25 protein-coding genes and 3 tRNA genes are annotated in these 22,731 nt (G+C 61.2%); 26 read left to right on the top strand and 2 right to left on the bottom strand.

From position 1 onward, the window contains the following. The first annotated feature begins 356 nt into the window (after positions 1 to 356). Complete coding sequence (rsgA, locus tag ACTQ05_RS00140; protein WP_441015710.1) at positions 357 to 1,310, top strand: ribosome small subunit-dependent GTPase A; 954 nt, start codon at positions 357 to 359, stop codon at positions 1,308 to 1,310. Between the two features lie 67 nt (positions 1,311 to 1,377). On the opposite strand, the gene ACTQ05_RS00135 is transcribed toward rsgA, so the two are convergent. Continuing rightward, on the bottom strand, positions 1,378 to 1,581 hold the full coding sequence (locus ACTQ05_RS00135) for a hypothetical protein (protein WP_195838599.1): 204 nt from the start codon (positions 1,579 to 1,581) through the stop codon (positions 1,378 to 1,380). On the opposite strand from ACTQ05_RS00135, the gene cpaB reads away from it, so the two are divergent. The 22 genes from cpaB to proC all read left to right on the top strand — a co-directional run bounded on the left by cpaB (position 1,568) and on the right by proC (position 20,177). Further along, on the top strand, positions 1,568 to 2,227 hold the full coding sequence (gene cpaB, locus ACTQ05_RS00130; RefSeq protein WP_441064137.1) for a Flp pilus assembly protein CpaB: 660 nt from the start codon (positions 1,568 to 1,570) through the stop codon (positions 2,225 to 2,227). The genes ACTQ05_RS00135 and cpaB overlap by 14 nt on opposite strands. Beyond that, a complete protein-coding gene (locus tag ACTQ05_RS00125) occupies positions 2,227 to 3,864 on the top strand; it encodes an AAA family ATPase (protein ID WP_441064136.1) in 1,638 nt (545 codons plus the stop codon). The genes cpaB and ACTQ05_RS00125 overlap by 1 nt, the downstream gene beginning before the upstream one ends. Next, positions 3,861 to 5,189: a CpaF family protein gene (locus ACTQ05_RS00120; protein WP_441064135.1), complete on the top strand. Its 1,329-nt coding sequence runs from the start codon at positions 3,861 to 3,863 to the stop codon at positions 5,187 to 5,189. Before ACTQ05_RS00125 ends, ACTQ05_RS00120 begins: the two co-directional genes overlap by 4 nt. Then, complete coding sequence (locus tag ACTQ05_RS00115; protein WP_441064134.1) at positions 5,162 to 6,088, top strand: type II secretion system F family protein; 927 nt, start codon at positions 5,162 to 5,164, stop codon at positions 6,086 to 6,088. The genes ACTQ05_RS00120 and ACTQ05_RS00115 overlap by 28 nt, the downstream gene beginning before the upstream one ends. Next, positions 6,085 to 6,726 (top strand): type II secretion system F family protein, encoded by a 642-nt coding sequence (locus ACTQ05_RS00110; RefSeq protein ID WP_441064132.1) that lies wholly within the window; start codon positions 6,085 to 6,087, stop codon positions 6,724 to 6,726. The genes ACTQ05_RS00115 and ACTQ05_RS00110 overlap by 4 nt, the downstream gene beginning before the upstream one ends. Positions 6,727 to 6,736: 10 nt before the next feature. Then, complete coding sequence (locus ACTQ05_RS00105) at positions 6,737 to 6,970, top strand: hypothetical protein (protein WP_441537735.1); 234 nt, start codon at positions 6,737 to 6,739, stop codon at positions 6,968 to 6,970. 293 nt (positions 6,971 to 7,263) lie between these two features. Then, positions 7,264 to 7,494 (top strand): hypothetical protein, encoded by a 231-nt coding sequence (locus ACTQ05_RS00100; RefSeq protein ID WP_441068985.1) that lies wholly within the window; start codon positions 7,264 to 7,266, stop codon positions 7,492 to 7,494. A 1-nt stretch (position 7,495) separates the two neighbouring features. Further along, positions 7,496 to 7,714: a hypothetical protein gene (locus ACTQ05_RS00095; protein WP_154517649.1), complete on the top strand. Its 219-nt coding sequence runs from the start codon at positions 7,496 to 7,498 to the stop codon at positions 7,712 to 7,714. Beyond that, positions 7,650 to 8,186 (top strand): TadE/TadG family type IV pilus assembly protein, encoded by a 537-nt coding sequence (locus tag ACTQ05_RS00090; protein ID WP_441537668.1) that lies wholly within the window; start codon positions 7,650 to 7,652, stop codon positions 8,184 to 8,186. The genes ACTQ05_RS00095 and ACTQ05_RS00090 overlap by 65 nt, the downstream gene beginning before the upstream one ends. Beyond that, a complete protein-coding gene (locus ACTQ05_RS00085) occupies positions 8,158 to 10,323 on the top strand; it encodes a hypothetical protein (RefSeq protein ID WP_441064129.1) in 2,166 nt (721 codons plus the stop codon). Before ACTQ05_RS00090 ends, ACTQ05_RS00085 begins: the two co-directional genes overlap by 29 nt. Further along, a complete protein-coding gene (locus tag ACTQ05_RS00080) occupies positions 10,323 to 10,799 on the top strand; it encodes a hypothetical protein (RefSeq protein ID WP_154517658.1) in 477 nt (158 codons plus the stop codon). The genes ACTQ05_RS00085 and ACTQ05_RS00080 overlap by 1 nt, the downstream gene beginning before the upstream one ends. Then, positions 10,796 to 11,155 (top strand): DUF192 domain-containing protein, encoded by a 360-nt coding sequence (locus ACTQ05_RS00075; protein WP_427748305.1) that lies wholly within the window; start codon positions 10,796 to 10,798, stop codon positions 11,153 to 11,155. Before ACTQ05_RS00080 ends, ACTQ05_RS00075 begins: the two co-directional genes overlap by 4 nt. Positions 11,156 to 11,313: 158 nt before the next feature. Continuing rightward, a tRNA-Phe gene (locus ACTQ05_RS00070) sits at positions 11,314 to 11,386 on the top strand. 602 nt (positions 11,387 to 11,988) lie between these two features. Beyond that, positions 11,989 to 13,050, top strand: a complete 1,062-nt coding sequence (locus ACTQ05_RS00065) for a glycoside hydrolase family 5 protein (RefSeq protein WP_427728410.1) — start codon at positions 11,989 to 11,991, stop codon at positions 13,048 to 13,050. A 6-nt stretch (positions 13,051 to 13,056) separates the two neighbouring features. Next, positions 13,057 to 13,935: a 16S rRNA (cytidine(1402)-2'-O)-methyltransferase gene (rsmI, locus tag ACTQ05_RS00060; RefSeq protein WP_441064127.1), complete on the top strand. Its 879-nt coding sequence runs from the start codon at positions 13,057 to 13,059 to the stop codon at positions 13,933 to 13,935. Positions 13,936 to 14,004: 69 nt separating this feature from the next. After that, positions 14,005 to 15,606: a methionine--tRNA ligase gene (metG, locus tag ACTQ05_RS00055; protein ID WP_441064126.1), complete on the top strand. Its 1,602-nt coding sequence runs from the start codon at positions 14,005 to 14,007 to the stop codon at positions 15,604 to 15,606. A 107-nt stretch (positions 15,607 to 15,713) separates the two neighbouring features. Then, complete coding sequence (rsmA, locus tag ACTQ05_RS00050; protein WP_441064124.1) at positions 15,714 to 16,574, top strand: 16S rRNA (adenine(1518)-N(6)/adenine(1519)-N(6))-dimethyltransferase RsmA; 861 nt, start codon at positions 15,714 to 15,716, stop codon at positions 16,572 to 16,574. Then, positions 16,564 to 17,481, top strand: a complete 918-nt coding sequence (locus tag ACTQ05_RS00045; RefSeq protein WP_441064122.1) for a TatD family hydrolase — start codon at positions 16,564 to 16,566, stop codon at positions 17,479 to 17,481. The genes rsmA and ACTQ05_RS00045 overlap by 11 nt, the downstream gene beginning before the upstream one ends. Positions 17,482 to 17,524: 43 nt before the next feature. Further along, a tRNA-Leu gene (locus ACTQ05_RS00040) sits at positions 17,525 to 17,611 on the top strand. Between the two features lie 306 nt (positions 17,612 to 17,917). Continuing rightward, the gene (locus ACTQ05_RS00035; RefSeq protein ID WP_117848150.1) at positions 17,918 to 18,856 is read left to right on the top strand and encodes an SPFH domain-containing protein; all 939 of its coding nucleotides are present in this window, start codon (positions 17,918 to 17,920) and stop codon (positions 18,854 to 18,856) included. 6 nt (positions 18,857 to 18,862) lie between these two features. Continuing rightward, a complete protein-coding gene (gene rlmH, locus ACTQ05_RS00030) occupies positions 18,863 to 19,333 on the top strand; it encodes a 23S rRNA (pseudouridine(1915)-N(3))-methyltransferase RlmH (protein WP_370450649.1) in 471 nt (156 codons plus the stop codon). 73 nt (positions 19,334 to 19,406) lie between these two features. After that, positions 19,407 to 20,177 carry a pyrroline-5-carboxylate reductase gene (gene proC / locus ACTQ05_RS00025; protein ID WP_441064120.1) on the top strand — a complete coding sequence of 257 codons (771 nt, stop codon included), beginning with the start codon at positions 19,407 to 19,409 and terminating at the stop codon, positions 20,175 to 20,177. A gap of 156 nt (positions 20,178 to 20,333) precedes the next feature. Here the strand turns inward: proC and ACTQ05_RS00020 are convergent, their stop codons facing one another. Next, entirely contained in the window at positions 20,334 to 20,507 is a 174-nt protein-coding gene (locus ACTQ05_RS00020; RefSeq protein WP_195838594.1) for a DUF6724 family protein, read from the bottom strand. Between the two features lie 111 nt (positions 20,508 to 20,618). Here ACTQ05_RS00020 and serS point away from each other — a divergent pair, with 111 nt between their 5' ends. The 3 genes from serS (at position 20,619) to ACTQ05_RS00005 (ending at position 22,604) form a co-directional block, all read left to right on the top strand. Next, positions 20,619 to 21,902 carry a serine--tRNA ligase gene (gene serS, locus ACTQ05_RS00015; protein ID WP_427729163.1) on the top strand — a complete coding sequence of 428 codons (1,284 nt, stop codon included), beginning with the start codon at positions 20,619 to 20,621 and terminating at the stop codon, positions 21,900 to 21,902. A 173-nt stretch (positions 21,903 to 22,075) separates the two neighbouring features. Then, positions 22,076 to 22,453 carry a hypothetical protein gene (locus tag ACTQ05_RS00010; RefSeq protein WP_441064119.1) on the top strand — a complete coding sequence of 126 codons (378 nt, stop codon included), beginning with the start codon at positions 22,076 to 22,078 and terminating at the stop codon, positions 22,451 to 22,453. Positions 22,454 to 22,527: 74 nt separating this feature from the next. Beyond that, a tRNA-Arg gene (locus tag ACTQ05_RS00005) sits at positions 22,528 to 22,604 on the top strand. The last annotated feature ends 127 nt before the right edge of the window (positions 22,605 to 22,731 follow it).

The following is a 22,731-nucleotide window of genomic DNA, read 5'->3' as shown; positions in this document are numbered from 1 at the left end:
CTTCGGATGGCCTCTCGGGACCATTGGCTGAGGGAAAGTGTGTGAGCTGGTCGGGCTTTGCCCGGCCAGCTCTTTTTGATTTAAAATACCTGCTCAGTTGTGATTTGTGGTGCTGGGAGGCGCTTGTGGGCAAGGCTAGGGCTAAGGCGAAGAAAAAGACGACGGGGGCGCGGGCCAAGCGTGACCGTCGTCGGAAGCTTGCGACCGAAGCCCCCGCGTCTGCCGAGGAGCTGCTGGCGAGCGTGCCGGGACTCGATGCGCTGCAGGATGTTCCGGCGTTTGGCGATCTGCCGGTCGCCGCGGCTCAGCAGGCGGCATTTGACGATTTTTGCGCCCAAGCCGAGGAGCCCGAGCAGATGCAACTGGGCGCCGTGGTGCGCTTGGATCGCGGGTTTCCGCTGGTGGTGACGGCCGACGATACCTTTCGTGCCGAGCATGCCGTGGGGTTTGCCAAGTCGCGCGGCGAGGACGAGGTACTGCTGCCGGCTGTGGGCGACCGTGTGGCGGTGCGTCGTGCGCCCGGGCACGACATGGGCGTAATCGAATGCGTCCTGCCGCGACGCACGAGTTTTGAGCGTTGGCGTGGCCGCGCCCGCGGCGAGCGTCAGGTGCTTTGTTCCAACGTGGATAGCGTGCTGATCGTGCAGGCACTTGGCGCCGGTGAAGTGCTGCTCGACCGCGTGGCGCGCTCGCTGGTGTTGGCGCTCGACTGCGATGCCGAGCCGGTGGTGGTGCTTACCAAGGCCGACCGCTGCGAGGCCGCGGAACTCGAGCGCGATCTGGATCGCGTGCGCCGTCTGGTGGGCCCGGACGTGCGCGTTATCGTGACGTCCTCTGCCGAAGGCCGTGGTTTGGATGAGGTGCGCGCCTGTGTTCCGGCGGGAACGTGCGCCATGATCCTGGGTGAGTCGGGGGCCGGAAAGTCGACGCTGCTCAATGCGCTGCTGGGCCACGATGCGCTGGCTACCGGTGGCGTGCGCGAGCGCGACGACCAAGGCCGCCATACCACGGTCGCGCGCGTGATGGTGGCGCTGCCGGGCGACGCCGGCGTCATTGCCGACGCTCCGGGCCTGCGCAGTTTGCCACTCGTTGGTCACGAGCGGGGCCTGGCGCGTGCCTTCCCCGAGATCGTCGAGGCGTCGCGTGCGTGTCGGTTTGGCGACTGCACGCATACCCACGAACCGGGCTGCGCCGTTCGCGATGCCGCCGATGCCGGGCAGATCGATGGCCTGCGCCTGGAAACGTTCCAAAACTTGGCGTCATCCATGCGTGTGAGTGCCCAAATGCTCGATCCCGATGTCCATCTGTAATTGAATTTATCTATGACAGCCGTCTTCCAACTGTGCGGGAGGCGGCTTTTTTACTGGCGATGCGCCCTTAAATAAGCGTTTTGCCGACGCGCTGACCAAAACCTTGCCGCGGGCTTGACGGGTTGGTCAGCTCTTGGCTGGTAATTGGTTTGACACTTAAAACCAAGATGGTGATCGCGCTGTTTTGTTGCTTGGCCGCTCGGACAATAGTGGTACGGGCATCCCATCCGCCCAGTGCTGTCTTGAGAGGAGCTGCCGTGAACAAGAGCAAGCGCATCGCCATCAGCCTGGCAGCGGGCGTGCTCGCCGCGGCACTCTGCATGGTTTACGGATCATCGGTTCGTTCGCGGGCTGAGCAGGCCCAGGCCGAAACCTTGGCCAAATACGGCGGCGATCGCGTCGAAGTTTGCGTTGCCGCACGTGATATCGATGTGGGTGAGACCCTCGACGAGACCAATGTCGTAACCCAAGAGTGGCTCGCGAGCCTGCTGCCGCGCGATGCGGCGACCGACCTGCGCCAGGTGCGTGGCGACGTGACGACCTCGCGTATTCCCAAAAATGCCGTGGTCTGCGATGCCTACACCAAAGCCGAGAGCCATACGCTCGAGGTGCCCAAGGGCAAGGTTGCCGTTTCGGTGGCGGTCGATGCCGAGCATTCGGTGGGCGGAGCCGCAGGCGTGGGCAGCTACGTGGATGTGTACGTGCAAAAAGACGGCGTGACCGATCGGCTGTGCGGCGCGTATGTGATCGATACCAGCGACGAGGCCGGTGCCACGCGCGAAGGCAAGGTCGAGTGGGTGACGCTGGCGGCCGACCCCAAAGACGTCAAGGAATTGCTGGGAGCCTCGGGCAAGGGAACGGTCAGCTTGACGATTCCCGCCACGGCACGCGGCAAAAAGAGCGGAGGCGACGAGTGATGAAAGCGATCTGGCTTGCGTGCTGCGCGTGTGGCGATTACGGACTGCTGCAGCAGGAAGTCGAGGGCCGCGATGCGGGCGCGCAGGTGCTTCGCGTGGGCGACCTAGACGGGTTGGTGTCTATGGCTCGGGCGTTTCCTTCGCGCCGTGGCGCTGCCATTATCGCGGCATCCCTGTTTGATACTAAAGATGTGCGAGAGACCGTTGCGCGCCTGACTGCCGAAGGACGCGTGAGCCGCGTCGTCGTGTTGATAGAGGCGCTCGATCCGTCGGATATAGAGGGGCTGTTTCGCGCGGGGGCGACCGAGGTCATCGCTGCGCACAGCATATGCGGCAGCGGACATGTGGGCGAGGGAGCGGTTGATTCCGATTGGGGCGTGTCGCCTGAGCCCGATGTTTTTGTTGATAGGGAACCCGGGGCGCCTCGCGCTACAAGAGGCCCGCGTGTTGATGACTATGGGAAAGCGGAAGCCGAGCATGTTCGGCGCCCCCCGGGCCCCCTTGCATGTGGTGACGTCGGAGCGTCGGTGCCGTATGGCGAAGACCTCCTGGCCGTAGATATGGGATACGTGCACGGCGTGAGCCTGGCCGATGGACTCGATGAGGTCGAGGGCCTTGTCGCGGGTGATGGCCCGCACGTCGACGTGACAGCGGAATCCCCAGTTCCGCCCCTACAGTTTGAGCAGCCTGCCGTGCCGGCGTGGACGCAGCACTTGGGTGCGGCTGGCGAGACGGGGACGTTGCCGCCCACGTCGTCAGCCCCTGCACCGCTGGCAGACACTGCGTCGACGTCGCATCGAGCTCCGGTCATCTGCGCCGTCTCGGGATCGGGCGGATGTGGCAAATCGACGATTGTCGCCACGATGGCGCATGCCGCTTCGTTGCTGGGTCTGCGAGCTGCCGTACTCGATTTGGACCTAATGTTTGGAAATCTCTACGACTTGCTGGGCGCCGATGCCCCGCATGACATGGCGACACTTATCGAGCCGTCGGTCGCGGGCGCACCTGCGGAGCAAGACGTGGTCGCTGCATCGATGCGCGTTGCCCCAGGCGTTACGCTTTGGGGGCCTGTCGCAGCGCCCGAGCGCGCCGAGCTCATGGCGCGTCCGGTAGAGCTGCTGCTCGACATCTTGCGTCGTGAGTCCGACGTGGTCCTTATCGATACCTCGGTCTTTTGGGGCGATGCCGTGGCGGCTGCGGTGGCAGCGTGCGACCGTTGCCTTGTCGTGGGTGATGCGGCAGTTTCTTCCGCGACGTCTGCAGCGCGCGTCATTGAGCTGGCGAGCCGTGTGGGCGTGCCGCGCACGCGCATGAGCGCCGTATTCAACCGATTTGGCGCGCGTGGGGCGGACGAGGATGTCGCCATGCGCTTTGAGATTGCCTGTGCGTTGAGCTCCAAGATTCGTATCGCCGATGGCGGGCAGGATCTCGCCGCGCTCATGGCGTTTGGGCGCGCTGACGAGGCAGTGGGGCAGACCAGCGCTTTCGCGACCAGCGTGCGCGAGGCCACGCGTGAGATGCTCGTGGAACTGGGGTGCGCCGTCGGCCCTTGGAGCGATATGGTCGCCGACCGTGCAACACGCACCGAACGCCCGCGCATCCGCCTTCCCTGGTCGCGTGAGGGTGATTGCCGATGAGCCTGCAAACGAGAATTAAAGCAGCCGGTGCGGCAGCGGCGACGGCACCTGTCGATGTGGGACGGCACCGTGCGGTCAAGCGCCGCACCAAGCGGGCCGTGATGGACCGCGTGGGCTACGACGAGGTGGCACGCATCAGTGCCTACATCGATCCGGTTCTTGCCCGCTCGGAATTGCGTCCTGCGGTGGAGGCGGCACTCAACGTGGAAGAACCGACCGACCTGGCGACGCCCGAGCGTGAGACCATCATCAACGAGATCTTGGATGACGTGGTGGGCTTGGGCCCGCTGCAGCCGCTCATCGAGGACGACACCGTCACCGAGATTATGGTCAACGGTTGCCGCTCGGCTTTCTTTGAGCGCGGCGGGGTCTTATACCCCATCGAGCATGCGTTTGAGGATGACGAGCAGATTCGCGTGCTCATCGACCGCATCATCTCACCGCTGGGCAGGCGTATCGACGAGCGCAGTCCCATCGTCAACGCCCGCCTCAAGACAGGTTATCGCGTCAACGCGGTGATTCCGCCCGTGGCGATCGATGGGCCGATCCTCACTATCCGCAAGTTCTCGGATCGCATCTGTTCGTTGGACGAGCTTGTGGGCCTGGGGTCGCTGCCGCTTTGGTATGCGCAACTGCTTTCGTGTGCGGTGTCGCTGCGCCAAGATTTGGCGGTTGCGGGCGGTACGGGGTCGGGCAAGACTACGCTGCTCAACGCGCTATCGTGCGAGATATCTACCGGCGAGCGCATCGTGACGATCGAGGATTCCGCCGAGCTCAAGTTCGCGCATCACCCGCATGTGGTTCGCCTGGAGGCGCGCGAGGCTTCAATTGAGGGTGAGGGTGCGGTGACAATCCGCGACCTGGTGACCAACGCCCTGCGTATGCGTCCCGACCGTATTGTGGTGGGTGAGGTACGCGGTGCGGAATGTTGCGACATGCTGCAGGCCATGAACACTGGGCACGATGGGTCGCTCACCACGCTTCATGCGGGCACCGAGCAAGAGACCGTGGTGCGTTTGACGCTGCTTGCGCGCTATGGCATCGATCTGCCGAGCGAGCTTATCGAGGAACAAATCGCTATGGCGCTCGACGGCATCGTGATGTCCGAGCGCCATGCGGACGGCCGGCGTTTTGTGTCCTCCTATTCGGGGGTGCGACGCGGCGCGTCGGGTGGCGTGGAACTCGAGCGCTACGTGACCTTCGATGCCGCCGAGCGCACCTGGACCCTCAACCGCGAGCCGCCGTTTATCGCAGAGGGCTTGCGCTCGGGAACGCTTACACAGGAGGAGGTGGACGAATGGAGGTCGTTGTGCCCCTCGTCGTAGGGGGCCTTGCCGGGTTTTCGGTCGCGACGGTATGCGGAGTGGAGCCTCATGTGCCGAGGGTGCCGCCGGCGGAGCTGGTGCGCCAGACGCTCGAGACGGCGGCAGAGAAGCTGCCGCGTGAGCTGGTGGAAAACGATCTGCTGAAAAAGATCGCCCGTTCGTGGGCATCGTTGGCTCCCGTGCGCCGCATCGGTCTTGTCGTTGAGGATGATGCTTCACGCTTAGCGTTCCTGTTGCTATCGAGTGGCGTCTGCTGCCTTGCGCTTGCCGTGGTGTCGCTATCGCCCATCGGCTTTGTTTTGGGAGCGGTTGCGCCCTTTGCCGCGGGCGCCGCACGCGACGTCTTTGACCACCGACGCGAGCAGCGCGATGTGGAGGAAGCCATGCCCGAGGCCTTTACGGCACTTTCCATGTCGCTTGCCTCGGGACATTCGCTGGCCCAGGGCATGCGGTTTGTGGGCGCTCACGCGCAAGAGCCGGTGCATACCGAGTTTCTGCGGGTAGCGGCGGCGATCGACTGCGGCATTTCGGCTGCCGATGCGCTCGACGACCTGCTTGTCCGCATCGACGCCCCCGGGCTTTCGCTTGTCACGTTGGCGCTCAAGGTGTCGCAGCGGACCGGTGCCCCGCTTGCCGATCTGCTGTCCGAGGCGTCGAGCATGGTGGGGGAGCGTATCGAGCTCAAGCGCCGCCTGGATGTCAAAACGTCGCAGGCGCGCATGTCGGCGCATATGGTCGCGGCGATGCCGGCGGGTATGTGCGCGGTGCTGGCCCTGCTTTCGGCAGATTTTCGCTACGGTCTCGCAACGCCGGTAGGCGCCGGTGCCGTGGTTCTGGGGCTTGCCCTTAACGGCGTCGCCCTGGTGGTTATCCGGCGCATTATGCGGGTGGAGCTGTGAGCGCCCTGGTTGCCGCCACGGCTTGCCTGTGCGCCTTCGGCGTATTTGTCGCGACGGGCCTGGAGCGCTCGGATGTGCGCAAGACCATGGAGATTTTCAGGGGCGAGGCGGTGCTAGTCGTTGCTGCGGCCCATTCGGTGATCGATGCCGCTATTGCGTGGGTGAGGGGCGCATTTGGCGTGGACAACTCAGCGCAGGTTTCGCTCGGTGAGGTGTCCGAGATGATTGATGTGGTGCGCCTGGGGCTTTCCGCCGGCCTTTCGTTCGATGCGGCGCTCGAGATCTTTTGCGCCAATCGTCGATCGGCGCTGACTGTTCGGCTTGAACGGGCATGCATGGCGTGGCAGGTGGGCGTGGGAGCGCGCGAGGACGAGTTGTTGGCGGCCGCGCAGGACCTGGACGTGCGGGCGCTCGAGACCTTTGCCATTACGGTGGGTCAAGCGCTCGCCCTGGGTGCCCCGCTTGCCGAGACCCTTGCTGCCCAAAGTCGCGAGATCCGCGCCGCCCATCGTGCCGCGGTCGAGCGCGAGATTGAACGAGCGCCCGTCAAGCTGCTGATTCCCACTGGCACGCTCATCTTGCCGGCACTGCTGTTATCCATATTGGGCCCGCTGCTGGGAGCAGGCGGGATGATGTAGGGAGGAATACATGAACAAAATGGCTGACGTTATGGGTAGGGTTTGGAGCCGGACGCTTTACCGTGCAATGCGTTCTTGTCAACGTGCCAAGACGCTGGTACAGGAGGAAAGCGCGCAGGGTACCACCGAGTACGCCATCTTGGTCGGCGTGCTCGTGGTAATCGCGATCATTGCCATCGTTGCATTTAAGGGCAACGTCGAAAAGCTATGGAACGCGATCAAAGACGGCATCAACAGCCTGTAGAAGGCGGGCATTCTGTTGGCGTGCTGCTGGTGCTCGCTTGCCTGATTGTGGCGATAGCGGCGACGCTCTGGGGGCTGAATGCCGTGCGGCAGCAGCGTTCTGGGACCGTCGCGGATGGGAGCTCGGGCGCGGTGGCGCCTCCCGATGACAAAGCGCGGGACACGGCCGACAGGGATGCCGCCGTCACGGCACAAACTTTTCTGCGCGCCCTCGACGAACGGGCGGATGCTGCGGCGGGTCCATCTGCGGACAACGCAGTCGCAGCCCGGCTGACATGGGCCGAGGAGCGGCCGATGACCGAGGCTGCCGCGGACCTGTTGCGTATCTATCGCGAGGTGCCCACAGCCCAGCTCGCTCTAAGCGGTTACCTCGACATCAAGGGCAACGTATGGGGCGCCATCGTGCGCGATGGGCGCGGCTGGGTCGACATGGTGACGGTTGCCGCGGATGCCGGCGACGCCTCGTGCCGCTTACGCGCGGTGCGCTTGGTTCCGCAAGCATCGGGGTCAAAGGAGGGATCGTGAAATGCTTGACGTTTTGCGCGAGGAGTCTGCCCAATCGACCGTTGAGTACGCCATCGTCACCATGGCGCTGCTTTCCATCGTGCTGGCGATTGCGGGGCTTTGGCGCGCCGGCACCGACGGACGCTTGGCGGCGTTGGCTGCACGGGCGGCGTCCCATGGCGTCGCCTCGACATCGGTTATCGACGCCGCCGCAGGCGCCAAAGACATCGCGCTCTATTGATATCGCGCGCGAGGATTGGGCGCAGTCCACGGTCGAGGCCGCTTTTTTGCTGCCGACGTTTTTGACGCTCATCCTGCTTGCGCTGCAGCCGGTGTGCCTGCTCTGTACGCGTGCGGTCATGGAGTCTGCCGCCGCCGAGACGGCGCGGCTCATGACCACGACGACGGCGGAGGACGACGACCTCAAGGAGTTTGCCCGCCGCCGTCTCGCCGCGGTGCCCGATGTCTCGATCTTTCACGCCGGCGGACCGCTGTCGTGGGATATCGAGCTTGGCCGGGCGGGCGCAGGGGGCGTTTCGTCTGTATCTATCGCGGGTGATGTAAAGCCGCTGCCCGTGATCGGCGCGTTCGCGCAGGCCATGGGCAATGTGGGGGGAGGAGGAAATGTTGAGTTGAAAGTCGACGTTTCGTACCGATCGCGTCCCGGATGGCTGGAGGGAGACTATGATTCGTGGATTGCCGCGTGGGATTAGGCGTCGCCTGCTGCGAATGATGCGAGGGCTCGTGTGCCGTTGCCGGTCGAATGCCCGCCGCAAGCGGGGCGGCTTCATGGGCCGCTCCGGTATCGACTTGTTTATCGAGGACGGTGCCTACACTACGCTTTCTTCGGCGGTCGTCATACTTGTGGTGCTTACGCTGCTGTTTTCGTCGACGGCGGCGATATGGAGTATGTCTCGTGCCGGGGATACCCAGGTGGCGGCCGATAGCGGTGCTCTGGCGGGTGCCAACGTGATATCGTCCTACCATACAGCGGCCACGGTGGTGGATGCGAGCATTTTGAGCTTGGGCCTGGCGGGGTTTGCCACAATCGGCACCGGCTTGGTTGCCATGCTGGTGCCGGGTGGGAAAATAGCCGCAAGCGATATGGTCGATACCGGGATTGAGATTATTAAAACGCGCAATAGGTTTGCCAAAAGTGCGTCGGAGGGTTTGCAAAAAGTCGAAACGGCTCTGCCATATCTGGTTGCCGCGCGAGCTACGCAGGCTGTTTCGGCGCAGGATACCGATAACGTGACCTATACCGGCACAGCGCTCGCCGTGCCCAGGACATCGGAGTCGGACTTTGTTGCGCTCGAGGGGTCAGAAATCTCGACCGATGCCATCGAGAGCACCTCAAAAGACCTTGACTATGCTGCCAAGGAACTGAAGAAAGCGTCCGAGAAAACGTCAAAGGCCAAGGAGCGCGCCTGGCTTGCCGACTGCGGCGGATCGGACAGAGGCGCAGTCGGAAGCTGTTCGTGCATGTGGGAACGAGCGAGGAGCTTGGCGAAGCTTTCGGATATTGAGAATCCGCACTATGCCTCGAGTGTCACATGGGAGCCGCAAGTGGCGCTCGATCGCGCGAAGGCCTATTACCGCCGGCGCCTGGCGAATGAAAGGCCGCTTGGTGGGGGTGTAGAGATGGAGGCGGAGTCTGTCGCGCGCAAAGCGTTTTACGCTTATGCAATCGAAGAACTCGATCACTCGTATATTAAAGATGATGGTGAAAAAATCTTACCCCAGATTCCATTCCTGCCACGCACTCCAGATGAGGTGAAGGGAACCCAGCTCTACACCGATGCCATGTGGCCTACGAGTGATATTGGTGGCAAGACATACCTGCACTATGGGACCGGATGCCCCAACTATAAGAATGGGTCGCCGGGCGGGTTGGCATCCGTCGTCGATTACGATGGCCACGATGTGTGCGAGGAGTGCCAATTTGACGTCGTTGACCTGGGTCGCGCCCTCATGCCTCCATCATTTATCGAAAACGGCTTCGAGTATCACTTTGACGAGTTTAAAAGGGCTCTGGAAGATTACGTCGAATGTCGCAACAAAGAGCTCGAGCTTATGCGTCAGACCGAGGACGAGGCCGATCGCGCGGGTAATGCGTTTGACCAGGCCATCAAGGCGCTTTCGGGCGAGCGGCCGCGTATCGCCCCGCCCGGCCGAAACGGCGTGGTCGCCTTTGCGGTCTCGGGCGATATGACCAGTCCCGGTAAGCTCAACTCTTCATTCAATAAGCCGGTTACGCTTGGCAGTCGCGGTGCAATCTCTGCCGCGGTCTTGGCTCCCGACAACGCGACGGCGCAAAACAACGTGCTCTCGCAGTTTTTCTCGACAGTGGAAGAGCGCTCGGGCGGCGTTGCCGGCGTACTCGATGGCGTCATGGATGTTTGGGGACGCCTGCTTGTGGGATACGGAGACATCCAAGGTTCGGCCGACGAACTTATGGACGAGATGATTAAAGACCTAGGAGGGGGCAGCGGCGCGTTGGGCTCCATTGCATCGTGGCTCGGCGATACCGTTTCGGCGTCCGTGGCGGCGCTGGGTTTGGAACCGTGCGACTTGCGCCTGCGAAAGCCGGTGCTGACCGATTCCGCTAACGTCATTAAGAGTCCGGGGTCTGACATTGCCGGTCTCTCTCAAGCGCAAGACAAACTGCGAAGTATTCCGTTGGGCGTGACCGATCCCAAGGCGCTTTGCGAGGCGTTGGAATATCAAGTCGAACGCACCATTAGCGGTACAGTGTTCACACTTGCGGAGATTCCGTTGCCCGGCGGTGGTTCCATCCCGCTTACCGTCGATGTCGCCACGCTGGTTGGCGCTCTGGGCGGTGGGTCGTAATGAGTATCCGCATGCGTCTGCGCGAGGAGCGCGCCCAGGCGACGGTCGAGATGGCAGTGGTCGCTCCCGTTTTGCTGGCGCTTGCGCTCATTGTGTACAACGTCATGGTCTTTGCCGGCGCCGTTGCGCGCTTCGATCGCGTGGTGCCCGATATCGTGCTGGCGCACGCTGTGGCGCCGGAAGGGGAGGGCGACAAGAGCTCTGTCGATGCCTCGGTGCGTGTCCAGTCCGAGATTCAGGCGGCTATGCAGGGCTATAATCTGCAGGTCGAGGTCTCGAGCGAGCAGAGCTCGGCGTCGTCTGACGGCGGCTTGCTCTCTCTGTCCGGGACGTTTAGGACCTATGCCTGCGTCATGTACTATGAGCCGTGGCCTAGATTGCTCAGCATTGCCGGCGTTTCTCTGGGGACGCCGGCGAAGCTGTCGCACGAGCGCGCGGTTACGGTCGATCCGTGGCGACCGGGGGTGGTCATGTGAGCGCCGTCTTGTCTTATATCGCCTACGCGCGTGCGCTCAATAGGCTCGGTTGGTCGCCGGCAGAGTTTATGGTGGCAGAATCGTTTGGCGCACGCTTGCGCGGCATGCTGGGCCGCGTGCCGATTACGGCTGACGGACTGCCGCTCGTCATGGCGTTTCCGTCCTGCTCTTCGGTCCACACCTGTTTTATGGCTTATCCCATCGACATTGCCTTTATTGATTGCAGCGGCAATATCCTTGCACGCTACGAAAATGTCCGCCCCTGGCGCATGTGCTCCTGTCCCGGTGCTTGGGCGGTGCTGGAACGCCCTTCAATCCTTGTATCGCCCGATGTCTTGCAACGAGTGCAGGCTTGAAGGCCCTGGGCGAAAAACTTCTTGCGGCCGGTTGATGTCTCTGACGTGCTGCTTTACAGAACCGAGGCGGTGTCCAAAAACTTTTTTCAAATTCTCGGTTGACCGGAGCGCGTCCTTGGTTATACTAATCAAGCCTTGAAACAAGGCACACCTCAAATGGCTGGGTAGCTCAGTTGGTAGAGCAGAGGACTGAAAATCCTCGTGTCAGGGGTTCGATTCCCTTCCCCGCCACCTTGAATTGACTAGGACCTCTGCGAAGGGGTCCTTTTCTTTTATGTAGCCCCCGCACGGAATCGAACCCCGCGAGGGCGCGGAGCTGAGGAAACGCGATAGCGTTTGCCAGCGTAGCTCGCAAGGCGCGCAAGCGCCGCAGCGGTCCGTCCGCGCAGCGCGCGGACGCGATTCCCTTCCCCGCCACCTTGAATTGACTAGGACCTCTGCGAAGGGGTCCTTTTCTTTTATGTGGACCCGCGGAAAACGCATCCCAGAATTTCAATCCTGAGCGGGATGCGCTTTCCGCTTTAGGGGCGCTTGGGAAAATGCGACCCGGAATGACGTGAAATTACGGGACATGCTTTCCGGTTGGGCCTGCTGGCGGAAAATGCATTCCATTATTGAGCAAAAAACGGGATGCGCCTTCCGGCGCCTGCCTTCGGCGCGCGTGCACATCTTGGCGTACCATCTCGGGTGTGCCCGCCCAGACATTACTCCTACTTTTGCGCCACTTTGCAGACCGTTCGATCGGCTGTCCGTGTGCGCGGGTATACTCAAAACGATACTTTTCCTATGCAATACGATGCGGGTTCGCCCTGCACGATTCGAAGGGGGCCGTGATGGAGAGGATACTCGGCGTTAATCTCTCTGGCTGGTTTATTCCCGAGCCTTGGGTGACCCCGTCGCTGTACGCGGCGACAGGTGCGTCCAATGCGGCGGAACTGCAAGAAGCCATGGGCACTGCTGCCTATAACGAGCGCATGCGTCGCCATTATGAGACATTCGTAAGCGAAGATGATTTTCGCCGTATGGCGCAGATTGGTCTCAATGCCGTGCGTTTGCCGGTGCCCTGGTATGCCTTTGGCTCGCAGGAGTCCGATGCGTCCTACATTTCGGTTATCGACTACATTGACCGTGCAATTGAGTGGGCTGCCAAGTACGACATTCGCGTGCTGCTCGATCTAGCGACTGTGCCCGGTGGCCAGGGCGATTCCAACGATTCGCCCACCACGCCGGAGGCTGTTGCCGAGTGGCATTCGTCCACCAACGGTCGTCACGTTGCGCTCGACGTGCTGGAGCGTTTGGCCGATCGCTACGGCGAAGCCGAAAGCCTGCTGGGCATTGAGCTGCTGGATACGCCGCAGATGAGTGTCCGCAAGAGTCTCTTTACCATGACGGATGGCATTCCGGCGCACTACCTGCGCAACTTCTATCGCGATGCCTACGAGCTCGTCCGTTCGTATATGCCCGAGGATAAGATCGTCGTCTTCTCGTCGTCGGGACATCCCGGCGAGTGGAAGCATTTTATGCGCGGCGCCAAGTACAAGAACGTCTACATGGACCTTCACCTGTACCATTACCGCGACGAGCATGCGCTCGACATCACGAGCCCCCGCGGGCTGACGACGGCGATTTCGCGTAACAAGCGCGAGCTTAAAGAAGCGATTTCAACTGGGTTCCCCGTGCTGGTGGGCGAATGGTCGGGCGCGGCGATCTTTGCCAACTCGTCGGTTACGCCCGAGGGCCGCAATGCCTACGAGCGCGTGTTTATCGCCAATCAGCTGGCTTCGTTTGCGCCGGCTGCCGGTTGGTTCTTCCAAACGTGGAAGACCGAGAAACGCATCGCAGCATGGGACGCCCGCGCGGCGCTCGGTACGCTCGAGCGCGGCATGATTGAATAGGTTGATATGACGCAAAACAGCGCCCATACGGGCAAACTCTATGTGGTCGGAACACCCATCGGCAACCTGGGCGACCTGTCTCCGCGCGTTGGCGAGGCGTTTGCCGCCGCCGATGCGATCTGCTGCGAGGACACGCGCGTGACCTCAAAGCTACTGATGCACCTGGGCATTTCCAAGCCGCTTGTCCGTTGCGACGAGAATGTGATCGCCAGCCGCGCCACCGGTCTGGTCGACCGCCTGCTGGCGGGTGAGACCCTTGCCTTTGCCTCGGATGCCGGCATGCCGAGCGTGTCCGATCCCGGCCAGGCGCTGGTCGAGGCGGCGCGTGAGGCCGATGTGCCCGTCGAAGTTATTCCCGGGCCCTCTGCTTGCGTCACAGCGCTCGTTTCGTCCGGCATTCCCTGCGAGCATTTTTTCTTCGAGGGCTTTTTGGGCCGAAAGCACGGCGACCGCGTGCGCCGTTTGCAGCGCCTTGCCGTGGTGCCCGGCGCACTCATCTTCTACGAGTCTCCACATCGCATCGTGGCGACGCTCGAGGCCGTGGCGGAGGTCTTTCCCCAGCGTGAGGTTGCCGTCTGCCGCGAACTCACCAAGCTGCACGAGGAGGTCTTGCGCGGGCCCGCCGCCCAGCTTGCCGAGGGGCTGCGTGCCCGTGGCGAAGTAAAGGGCGAGATTGCGCTGGTCATCGCGCCACCGAGTGAAGACGAGGAGGCCGGCATCGTGCCGGTTGGCGCAGCGGCAGCGGATCCCGATGAGGCCCTGCGCGCGGATATCCGCGCCGCGCTCGAGGAGGGGGAGCCCGCCTCTGCGGTGGCCAAGCGCCTGTCTCAGAAGTATTCACGCCGCAAGCGCGATGTCTATGCCATGGTGCTCAATATGCAATAGATGGAGGATATCCAGCCCTTGCGTTAGAATCATCCCCTGTATGCAACGTTTTTCTGGAGGACAAACCCCATGGATCAAAGCAAGCCTTCGTTCTTTATCACGACGCCTATCTACTACGTCAATGCCGATCCGCATCTGGGCACGGCTTATTCCACCATCATCGCCGACGTCCAGGCTCGCTATCGCCGCTCCGCTGGCTATAACGTCAAGTTCCTGACCGGCATGGACGAGCACGGCGAGAAGGTCGCCGAGGCCGCAGCCAAGCATGGCATGACGCCGCAGGAGTGGACCGACAGCCAGGCTCCGCACTTCAAGGAGCTTTGGAGCAAACTCGAGATCTCCAACGACGACTTCATCCGCACCACCGAGCCGCGCCAGCATCATGCGGTGCAGTATCTGTGGGAGCGCATGAAGGAGTCTGGCTACCTGTATAAGGGCAGCTACGACGGTTGGTACTGTGTGCCCGACGAGACTTACTTTACCGACACGCAGGTCCAGAAGGGTGACGAGGAATACGGCAGCGTCGGCCAGCACCTGTGCCCCGACTGTCATCGTCCGCTCGAGCGCGTGCAGGAGGAGTCCTACTTCTTCAAGCTTTCCGCCTTCCAGGACAAGCTACTCAAGCTCTATGACGAGCATCCCGATTTCGTCGAGCCTTCATTCCGCATGAACGAGGTGCGTAGCTTTGTCGAGGGTGGCCTCAACGACCTTTCCGTGAGCCGTACGAGCTTTGACTGGGGCATCCAGGTTCCGTTCGATGAGGGCCATGTGACCTATGTGTGGTTCGACGCGCTGCTCAACTACATGACGGCTGTCGGCTACGGTGTCGACACCGACGAGGCCCGTGCCGAGCTGGCCTATCGCTGGCCTGCGCAGTTCCACATTGTGGGCAAGGACATCATTCGCTTCCACTGCGTCATTTGGCCCGCTATGCTCATGGCCATTGGCGAGGCTCTGCCCGAGCACGTCTTTGCCCACGGCTTCCTGACCGTGCGCAATGCCGAGACTGGCAAGGCCGAGAAGATGTCCAAGAGCCGTGGCAACGCCATTGCCCCGCAGGATGTTATCGACATGCTGGGCGTCGAGGGTTATCGCTACTACTTTATGACCGACGTGGTCCCCGGCACCGACGGCGCTATCAGCTTCGATCGCATGGAGCAGGTCTACAACGCCGATCTCGCTAACAGCTGGGGCAACCTCATCTCGCGTTCGCTCAACATGAGCGGTAAGTACTTTGATGGTTGCGCGCCTGCCAAGCCCGCATCGTTCGATGCGTTCGATAACCCGCTGGCAAAGATCGCCGATGGCCTGGCCGAGCGCTACATGGCCAAGATGGACGTGCTCGATTACGGTGGAGCCAAAGACGAGGTTATGGAGCTCATCCACGCCGCCAACCACTACATCGAGGACTCCGAGCCCTGGGCACTTGCCAAGGACGAGGCCAAGGCCGACGAGCTGGCGTTTGTGATCTACAACCTGCTCGAGGCCATCCGCATTGCCGCTCACCTGCTGATGCCGCTCATGCCCCAGACTTCTACCGAGGCCCTGCGCCGCCTGTCGTGCGAGGACGAGGCCGCGAGCGACGACCTCAAGGGCATTTGCGCTTGGGGTCTGCTTGCCGGTGGTCAGCCCGTCGAGAAGGGTGAGCCGCTGTTCCCGCGTCTGGGTTAAGACGCCGCGCGCCATATCGGCAATCTGCTGTTTAGGTGTAAGGGCATGGCCGCAACGGTCCATGCCCTTTTGTTTCAAGACGCCGCCACCATGCTAAGGAGGCAACTATGACAACTTCGCCTTTGGCAAACCCCACGGCAACAAGGGAGCTGCTGGAGGAGTTTGGCCTTGCGACCAAGCATCGCCTGGGCCAGAACTTCCTGATCGACAACCATGTGATCGAGCGTATTTGCGAGCTTTCCGAACTTGCGGGCGATGAGCGCGTGCTCGAGGTTGGTCCGGGCGTTGGAACGCTCACGCTTGCGCTGCTTCAGGAGGCGGCGTGCGTCACGTCGATTGAGGCCGATCCCGAGCTCGAGCCGGTGCTCGATGCCCATGCCACCGACTATGCCAACTTCCGCTTTATCATGGGCGACGCGCTCAAGGTGTGCCCGGAGCAGATTGAGCAGGCCGCGGGCGGTGAGCCGACGGTATTTGTCGCGAACTTGCCCTATAACGTGGCAGCGACGATCATTCTGCAGTTCTTCCAGACGATGCCCGCGCTCAAGCGCGCCGTCGTCATGGTTCAAAAGGAGGTTGCCGATCGCATTGTCGCAACGCCGGGCAACAAGACCTACGGCGGCTATACGGCAAAGCTCGGCCTGTATGCGCAGGTGACGGGTCGCTTTGAGGTGCCGCCGCGCTGCTTTATGCCGGCGCCGCATGTGGATTCGGCCGTCGTGCGCATCGACCGTGTTGACGGCGTAGCACCCGAGGGGCTTGATTGCGAGTTTGTGGCCCGCGTGATTGACGCTGCGTTTGCTCAGCGTCGCAAGACCATTCGCAATTCCATGAGCGCCAACGGCTTTGCCAAGGACGTGCTCGATGCCGCCTTTGAGGCTTGCGGCATCGCGCCCACCACACGCGCCGAGACGCTTGGCGTTGCCGATTTTGTCCGTCTGGCTCAGGAGCTAATCCATGATGCCTAATGACGAGCGCGTGACGTTTACCAAGAAAAAGAAGACGGTTGCTTGCCCCGTGCCCTTGGCGCCGCTTGCCGATACGCACGCGCACTTGCTCTCGTTTTGGGGCAAGGAAGTACCCGAGACGCTTGTGCGCGCCAAGGCTGTAGGCGTCGACCTGTTGGTGACGATTTTTGATCCCATTGCCGACAAACGCAGCGTGACGGACTATAGCGACTGGCTGGTGTGCGAGATTTTGCCGATGCGGGATATTCCGCAGATAAAGTATCTCGCCGGTGTGCACCCCTATGGCGCGCCGGACTATACCGATGACATTCATGCACAGGTCGTTGCTGCGCTTGATGATCCCTTATGCGTCGGTATCGGCGAGATAGGTCTGGACTACCACATGGATTACGACGACGACATCGCGCCGGCGCCCCACAGCGTGCAGATCGACTGTATGGCGCGCCAACTCGAGGTTGCCGTACGCCGCAATGTGCCGGTAGAGCTGCATCTGCGTCATGAGGACACGGACGAGGAGCGCTCCTCGCATGTGGATGCGTACAACGTGTTGCGCGAGGTCGGCGTGCCCCAGGCCGGTTGCGTACTGCACTGCTTTGGCGAGGATCGCGCCACGATGGAGCGCTTTGTGGGTTTGGGCTGCTATATCGCCTATGGCGGCGCGGCCACCTTTAAGCGCAACAATGATGTGCGCGAGGCATTCGCGGCGACCCCGCTCGACCGTATTTTGTTCGAGACGGATTGTCCCTATATGGCGCCGGAGCCCATTCGCGGTCTTGAGTGCGAGCCTGCAATGATTTCCATCACAGCAAACGCGCTGGTTAACGACCGTGTCGATCGTACTGGAGAGAAAGCAGAGGCAATTGCGCAAGCTGCGTGGGACAATGCCCGCAAACTTTTTCAAAAATAGTTCTTGCGTTCACGGTGGCGCTCCGTTATTCTAATTCCTGCACGCGGGCGTGGCGGAATTGGCAGACGCGTACGGTTCAGGTCCGTATGGGGGCAACCCCATGAAGGTTCAAGTCCTTTCGCCCGCACCATTGATTGAAAGAGCTCCCAGCAATGGGAGCTTTTTTGTTATGGGCCCATCGCAGGGACTTGAACCTGCGAAGGAGCGAGCGTCAAGAAAACGCGGAGCGTTTTTAGCGAGCTGGCGAGTCCGCCGGCAGGCGGGCGAAGCCGGTGCGGATCCGCGCAGCGGATACGCGGACGTCCTTTCGCCCGCACCATTGATTGAAAGAGCTCCCAGCAATGGGAGCTTTTTTGTTATGGGCTTCCTGATGGTGTCACATGGCTGCTTTGTGCGGGTATCCTAGTGCCAACGTGTGCCCATCGGAGGAGAGACCATGCTGTTATCCGGTATTATCGCTGCCCTTACGAGCCTTCTACTTCCCATCATCATTTTGTTGCTACTGCTTCCCAACGCCTGCTATGTCGTTGAACAGCAGCATGCTGTGATCATCGAGCGCCTGGGCAAGTTTAACCGCATCGTCAACGCGGGTTTCCACATGAAGGTGCCCGTGATCGACCGCAAGGCCGCCACGGTGAGTCTGCGCACCATGAAAAACGGTTTTGGGATCGACGTTAAGACCCAGGACAACGTGACTATCGGCCTTGAGGTCTCTGCTCAGTACCACGTGAGCTATGACATGGGAGCCGGCCCGGCAGATTCGGGCATCTACAAGAGCTACTACATGCTGCAGGAGCCCGTCGACCAGATGCGCGACTTCATTACCGATGCCCTGCGCTCTTCCATCCCTGTCTATACCCTTGATGAGGTCTTTGCCAAGAAGGATGACATTGCCAAGGACGTCAACGCCACCGTATCCGAGCAGATGGCCGCCTACGGCTTTACCCTCGTGTCGACGCTCATCACCAAGATCGCGCTGCCGACCGAGGTCGAGAACTCTATGAATGACATCAACGCCGCCCAGCGTAAGCGCGCTGCTGCGCAGGAGCTCGCTGAGGCCGACCGCATCAAGCGCGTTACCGAGGCGACCGCCGAAGCCGAGGCAATGGAAAAGGCTGGCGAAGGCATCGCCAACCAGCGCAAGGCCATCGCGCTGGGTATCAAGGATTCGCTCGAGATTATCCAGGAGACGGGCGTCGGCAACGATGAGGCCAACCAGCTGTTCATGTTTACGCAATGGTCCGAGATGATGACGGAGTTCGCTCGCACGGGTAAAACATCGACGGTCGTGCTGCCGAGCGACTTTTCGCAGTCGGCCTCTATGTTCGAGCAGATGCTGACCGCCGGCAAAGTTCAAAACGATTCGAAGGAGTAGGCGCGCGTGAAGTGCACCGTTGTATGCGTCGGTAAGCTCAAAGAGCGTTTTTGGAAGGATGCCTGCGCCGAGTACACCAAGCGCCTGGGCGCCTATGCCAAGGTGGATATGCGCGAGGTGGCCGATATCGACCCGGCCAAGGCGGGCGGCGTGGATGCCGCGCGCGACAAGGAGGGAGCGGCGATTCTTGCAGCCCTGCCGCCCCGAGCGCATGTGATCCTGCTGGCCATTGAGGGCAAAGAGCGCTCGAGTGAGGAACTCTCGGCGCGGCTCGATGATCTTATGTTGCGAGGCAACAGCGACATCGCCTTTGTGATTGGCGGATCGGACGGCGTGAGCGACGATGTTCGCTCACGAGCTGACGAAATGCTCAGCTTTGGACGCATTACCTTGCCGCATAACTTGGCGCGCGTGGTGCTGCTGGAGCAGGTCTACCGCGCCTGCAAGATTAGCCGTGGTGAGCCGTATCACAAATAGGTCGGCAACACGAAACAATGCCGTGGGACAATAGCTCTCGATTTGAAGAACCTGTCTGAGAGGACTATGAGATATGAAGATTGGATTTGTCGGTTTTGGCAATATGGCGAGCGCTATGGCCGATGGCTGGATTGCCGCCGGTGTGGCTGCGAGCGACATGTGTGCCTGCGCGGGCCGTTACGATGCCCTGGTTGAGCGCTGTGGGGCGCGTGGGATACTTGCCTGTCGTGATGCGGCGGAGGTTGTCGCTGTATCCGATATCGTGGTTGCTGCGGTCAAGCCGTACATGATCGAGAAGGTCTTCGCTCCGCTCAAGGATACTCTTGCCGATAAGGTCGTCCTTTCGGTCGCCTGGACTTGGGACAGTGCCAAGTGGGAGCAGGTCCTGCCGGGTGTCGCGCACATCTCGACGGTCCCCAATACACCGGTTTCGGTGGGCGAGGGCGTCATCGCCTGCGAGAAGTCCTCTACGCTCAACGGCGAGCAGCGTGCCGTGGTGCTCGACCTGCTCGGAAAGCTTGGCACTGTCGTTGAGCTCGATACGAGCTTGCTGTTTGTGGGCGGTACCGTGGGCGGTTGTGCCCCGGCATTTGTTGCCATGGCGATTGAGGCCCTGGGCGACGCGGCCGTCAAGCACGGCATTCCGCGCGCCGACGCCTATCGCATTGTGAGCCAGATGGTTCTGGGTACGGCGAAACTGCAGCTTGCAACTGGTCAGCATCCTGCGGCGATGAAGGATGCCGTGTGCTCGCCCGGCGGCGCAACCATCAAGGGCGTCGTCGCGCTCGAGGACGCCGGCATGCGCAGCGCCCTGGTCAAGGCCATCGACGCCACCCTTCAGTAAACCTGCCATTTAGGGACAGGTTTATTTTGGCAGGTTTTTCCTGCGGTTTTATCTCTATAGCGAAAAGCGCCCCGCAACCGGGTTGATACCGGTTGCGGGGCGCTTGCGTTTGCCCAGATAAAACCGACCAAAATAAACCTGTCCCTAAATGGCAGGTTAGTCCCAGAAGCTGTCTTGATCTTCTTCGGATTTGGGCCCGCGGTCGACGTAGAGCTTATGGGTGCGCTTCTCCATTACAAAGGCAAGAATCGCAAACAGCAGGATGCCGCCGGCGAAAAGGATGGCAAAACCGGTGCGGGTGCCAAACAAAAAGGAAAAAACTGCGTCCATTGGGTGCCTTCTTGCGTAGTTGAGTTGGGTCGTAAACGCTCACAAGTATATACTTGCCCATACATGTACAAGGTTGCAACCTAAATGGAATGTATATCGCCGGAGGATCTAATGCTTGATATCAAGTTTGTACGCGAGAACCCCGATGCCATCGATACCGCCATGGCTAACCGCCAGACGTCTTGGGATCGCGAGAAGTTCTTTGAGCTCGACGATGAGCGTCGTGCCGTCATCACCGAGGTCGAGGAGCTCCAGGCCACGCGTAATGCCGAGTCCAAGAAGATCGGCGCCCTGATGAAGGAGGGCAAGAAGGACGAGGCCGAGGCCGCCAAGGAGGCCGTGCGCGCCGTCAACGAGAAGATCGACGGTCTGGCCGAGCGCCGCACCGCTCTCGAGCAGGAGCAGTACGACTTTATGGCTCACCTGCCCAACATCCCCTGCGAGGCCACCCCGTACGGCAAGGACGAGGACGAGAACATCGAGCGCCGTCGTTGGGGCACCCCACGCGTGTTCGACTTCGACTTTAAACCGCACTGGGATCTGGGCACCGACCTCGACATCCTCGACTTCGAGCGCGGCAACAAGCTCTCCGGTAGCCGCTTCACCGTTCTCGGTGGCGCCGGCGCCCGTCTGGAGCGCGCCCTCATCAACTTCTTCCTCGATACGCACACCAGCCGTGGTTTTAAGGAGTGGTGGCCGCCCATCGTCGTCAAGCGTCAGACCATGTTTGGCACGGGCCAGCTGCCCAAGTTCGAGGACGACGCCTATCATGTCTCGGGCGATAACTTCCTGATCCCCACCGCCGAGGTCGTGCTTACCAACCTGCACGCCGGCGAGGTTCTCGATGCCGACACCCTGCCGCGCCGCTACACCGCCTTCACCCCCTGCTTCCGCGAGGAGGCCGGCTCTGCTGGTCGCGACACCCGCGGCATCATCCGCCAGCACGAGTTCGACAAGGTCGAGATGGTCAAGTTTGCCAAGCCGGAGGAGTCCGACGAGGAGCTCGAGAGCATGACCGCCGAGGCCGAGTTCCTGCTTCAGCAGCTGGGTCTTCCGTATCGCGTGATTAGCCTGTGCACCGGCGACCTGGGCTTCTCTGCCCGTCAGACCTACGACATCGAGGTCTGGCTGCCGAGCTACAACGCCTACAAGGAGATTAGCTCCTGCTCCAACTGCGGCGACTTCCAGGCCCGCCGCGCCAACATCAAGTATCGCGATCCCGAGAACTTCAAGGGCTCGCGCTACCTGCACACCCTTAACGGTTCCGGTCTACCGGCTGGCCGCACCATGGCCGCCATTCTGGAGAACTACCAGAACGCCGACGGCACCATTACGATCCCCGAGGTTCTGCGTCCTTACATGGGCGGCCTCGAGAAGATCGAGCCGGTCGCGTAGGTTTGCTGCATAAGCGATTTGCGGGGGCGCCCCTATCCGGGGCGCCTTTTTTGTGCGCGGAGCCTTACCATGTCGCGCGGACAGCTCAATAGAAAACACACGAACAAATGTTCTGTATACGATCGTCTACCTGCTATGCTTTTACTAGATAGGAGCGAGAGAAGGGGGATGTGATGGACCTGTTTGATGAGCGGGTAGTTTTGTTTGAGAGCGATGAAGGTGGGGAGCACCTGCTAGTTACGTGTGAGCCATCGGGTATGGGTGGCTTGGTGGTGCGGCAAACGAGCGAGGGTCCGTTGACCCAATGGTGCTTTGAGGAGTCGCCGCATGTAGCCGAGACCTTTGTGACGCACGAAGGGCTTGCAACACTCGAACGGTTCTATGGAGTCGGGACTTCTAACCAGGTGGCACGCATGCTGAGTATCTCGTTTGCCGAGTATGATTGCGCCCAGCGGGTGCGCTCGCTATTGAGGGATCTCGGTGTTGGGTTCGATGTGGTTGAAAAGCCGATCGATCGTATGGGAAACGGTGATACATGCGGAGCTGCATGAGGAAAATGGTCTAGAAAAAAATCAAGATTGTGCTTGACTCCAATTAACTAAAATGGTTTCATATGTCTTGCGCTGCGGCGTTACCTCAGCTGGATAGAGGGTCTGACTACGAATCAGAACGTCATAGGTTCGAATCCTATACGCCGCACCAATCGAACTTGAAGCCTCCGGCAACGGGGGCTTTTCTTTTTTGGAAGCCATGCATGGATTCGAACCTCGGTCGAGGCGCGAGCGTAAAGAAAACGCGGAGCGTTTTTAGCGAGCGGGCGAGCGCGCCG

Source organism: Collinsella sp. LCP21S3_A9 (assembly GCF_052118785.1).
Lineage (GTDB): Bacteria > Actinomycetota > Coriobacteriia > Coriobacteriales > Coriobacteriaceae > Collinsella.
This window is presented reverse-complemented; position numbering and strand designations above follow the sequence as displayed.

What these genes read in the sequence shown, in the direction of transcription:
- rsmI (WP_441064127.1), top strand. Translation starts at nt 13,057, where the DNA reads ATGACGCAAAACAGCGCCCATACGGGCAAACTCTATGTGGTCGGAACA.
- ACTQ05_RS00020 (WP_195838594.1), bottom strand. Translation starts at nt 20,507, where the DNA reads ATGGACGCAGTTTTTTCCTTTTTGTTTGGCACCCGCACCGGTTTTGCC.
- ACTQ05_RS00095 (WP_154517649.1), top strand. Translation starts at nt 7,496, where the DNA reads ATGCTTGACGTTTTGCGCGAGGAGTCTGCCCAATCGACCGTTGAGTAC.
- rsmA (WP_441064124.1), top strand. Translation starts at nt 15,714, where the DNA reads ATGACAACTTCGCCTTTGGCAAACCCCACGGCAACAAGGGAGCTGCTG.
- ACTQ05_RS00125 (WP_441064136.1), top strand. Translation starts at nt 2,227, where the DNA reads ATGAAAGCGATCTGGCTTGCGTGCTGCGCGTGTGGCGATTACGGACTG.
- metG (WP_441064126.1), top strand. Translation starts at nt 14,005, where the DNA reads ATGGATCAAAGCAAGCCTTCGTTCTTTATCACGACGCCTATCTACTAC.
- proC (WP_441064120.1), top strand. Translation starts at nt 19,407, where the DNA reads ATGAAGATTGGATTTGTCGGTTTTGGCAATATGGCGAGCGCTATGGCC.
- ACTQ05_RS00105 (WP_441537735.1), top strand. Translation starts at nt 6,737, where the DNA reads ATGAACAAAATGGCTGACGTTATGGGTAGGGTTTGGAGCCGGACGCTT.
- ACTQ05_RS00010 (WP_441064119.1), top strand. Translation starts at nt 22,076, where the DNA reads ATGGACCTGTTTGATGAGCGGGTAGTTTTGTTTGAGAGCGATGAAGGT.
- rsgA (WP_441015710.1), top strand. Translation starts at nt 357, where the DNA reads ATGCAACTGGGCGCCGTGGTGCGCTTGGATCGCGGGTTTCCGCTGGTG.
- ACTQ05_RS00080 (WP_154517658.1), top strand. Translation starts at nt 10,323, where the DNA reads ATGAGTATCCGCATGCGTCTGCGCGAGGAGCGCGCCCAGGCGACGGTC.
- ACTQ05_RS00035 (WP_117848150.1), top strand. Translation starts at nt 17,918, where the DNA reads ATGCTGTTATCCGGTATTATCGCTGCCCTTACGAGCCTTCTACTTCCC.
- ACTQ05_RS00090 (WP_441537668.1), top strand. Translation starts at nt 7,650, where the DNA reads ATGGCGTCGCCTCGACATCGGTTATCGACGCCGCCGCAGGCGCCAAAG.
- ACTQ05_RS00045 (WP_441064122.1), top strand. Translation starts at nt 16,564, where the DNA reads ATGATGCCTAATGACGAGCGCGTGACGTTTACCAAGAAAAAGAAGACG.
- serS (WP_427729163.1), top strand. Translation starts at nt 20,619, where the DNA reads ATGCTTGATATCAAGTTTGTACGCGAGAACCCCGATGCCATCGATACC.
- ACTQ05_RS00085 (WP_441064129.1), top strand. Translation starts at nt 8,158, where the DNA reads ATGATTCGTGGATTGCCGCGTGGGATTAGGCGTCGCCTGCTGCGAATG.
- ACTQ05_RS00100 (WP_441068985.1), top strand. Translation starts at nt 7,264, where the DNA reads ATGACCGAGGCTGCCGCGGACCTGTTGCGTATCTATCGCGAGGTGCCC.
- ACTQ05_RS00120 (WP_441064135.1), top strand. Translation starts at nt 3,861, where the DNA reads ATGAGCCTGCAAACGAGAATTAAAGCAGCCGGTGCGGCAGCGGCGACG.
- ACTQ05_RS00065 (WP_427728410.1), top strand. Translation starts at nt 11,989, where the DNA reads ATGGAGAGGATACTCGGCGTTAATCTCTCTGGCTGGTTTATTCCCGAG.
- ACTQ05_RS00115 (WP_441064134.1), top strand. Translation starts at nt 5,162, where the DNA reads ATGGAGGTCGTTGTGCCCCTCGTCGTAGGGGGCCTTGCCGGGTTTTCG.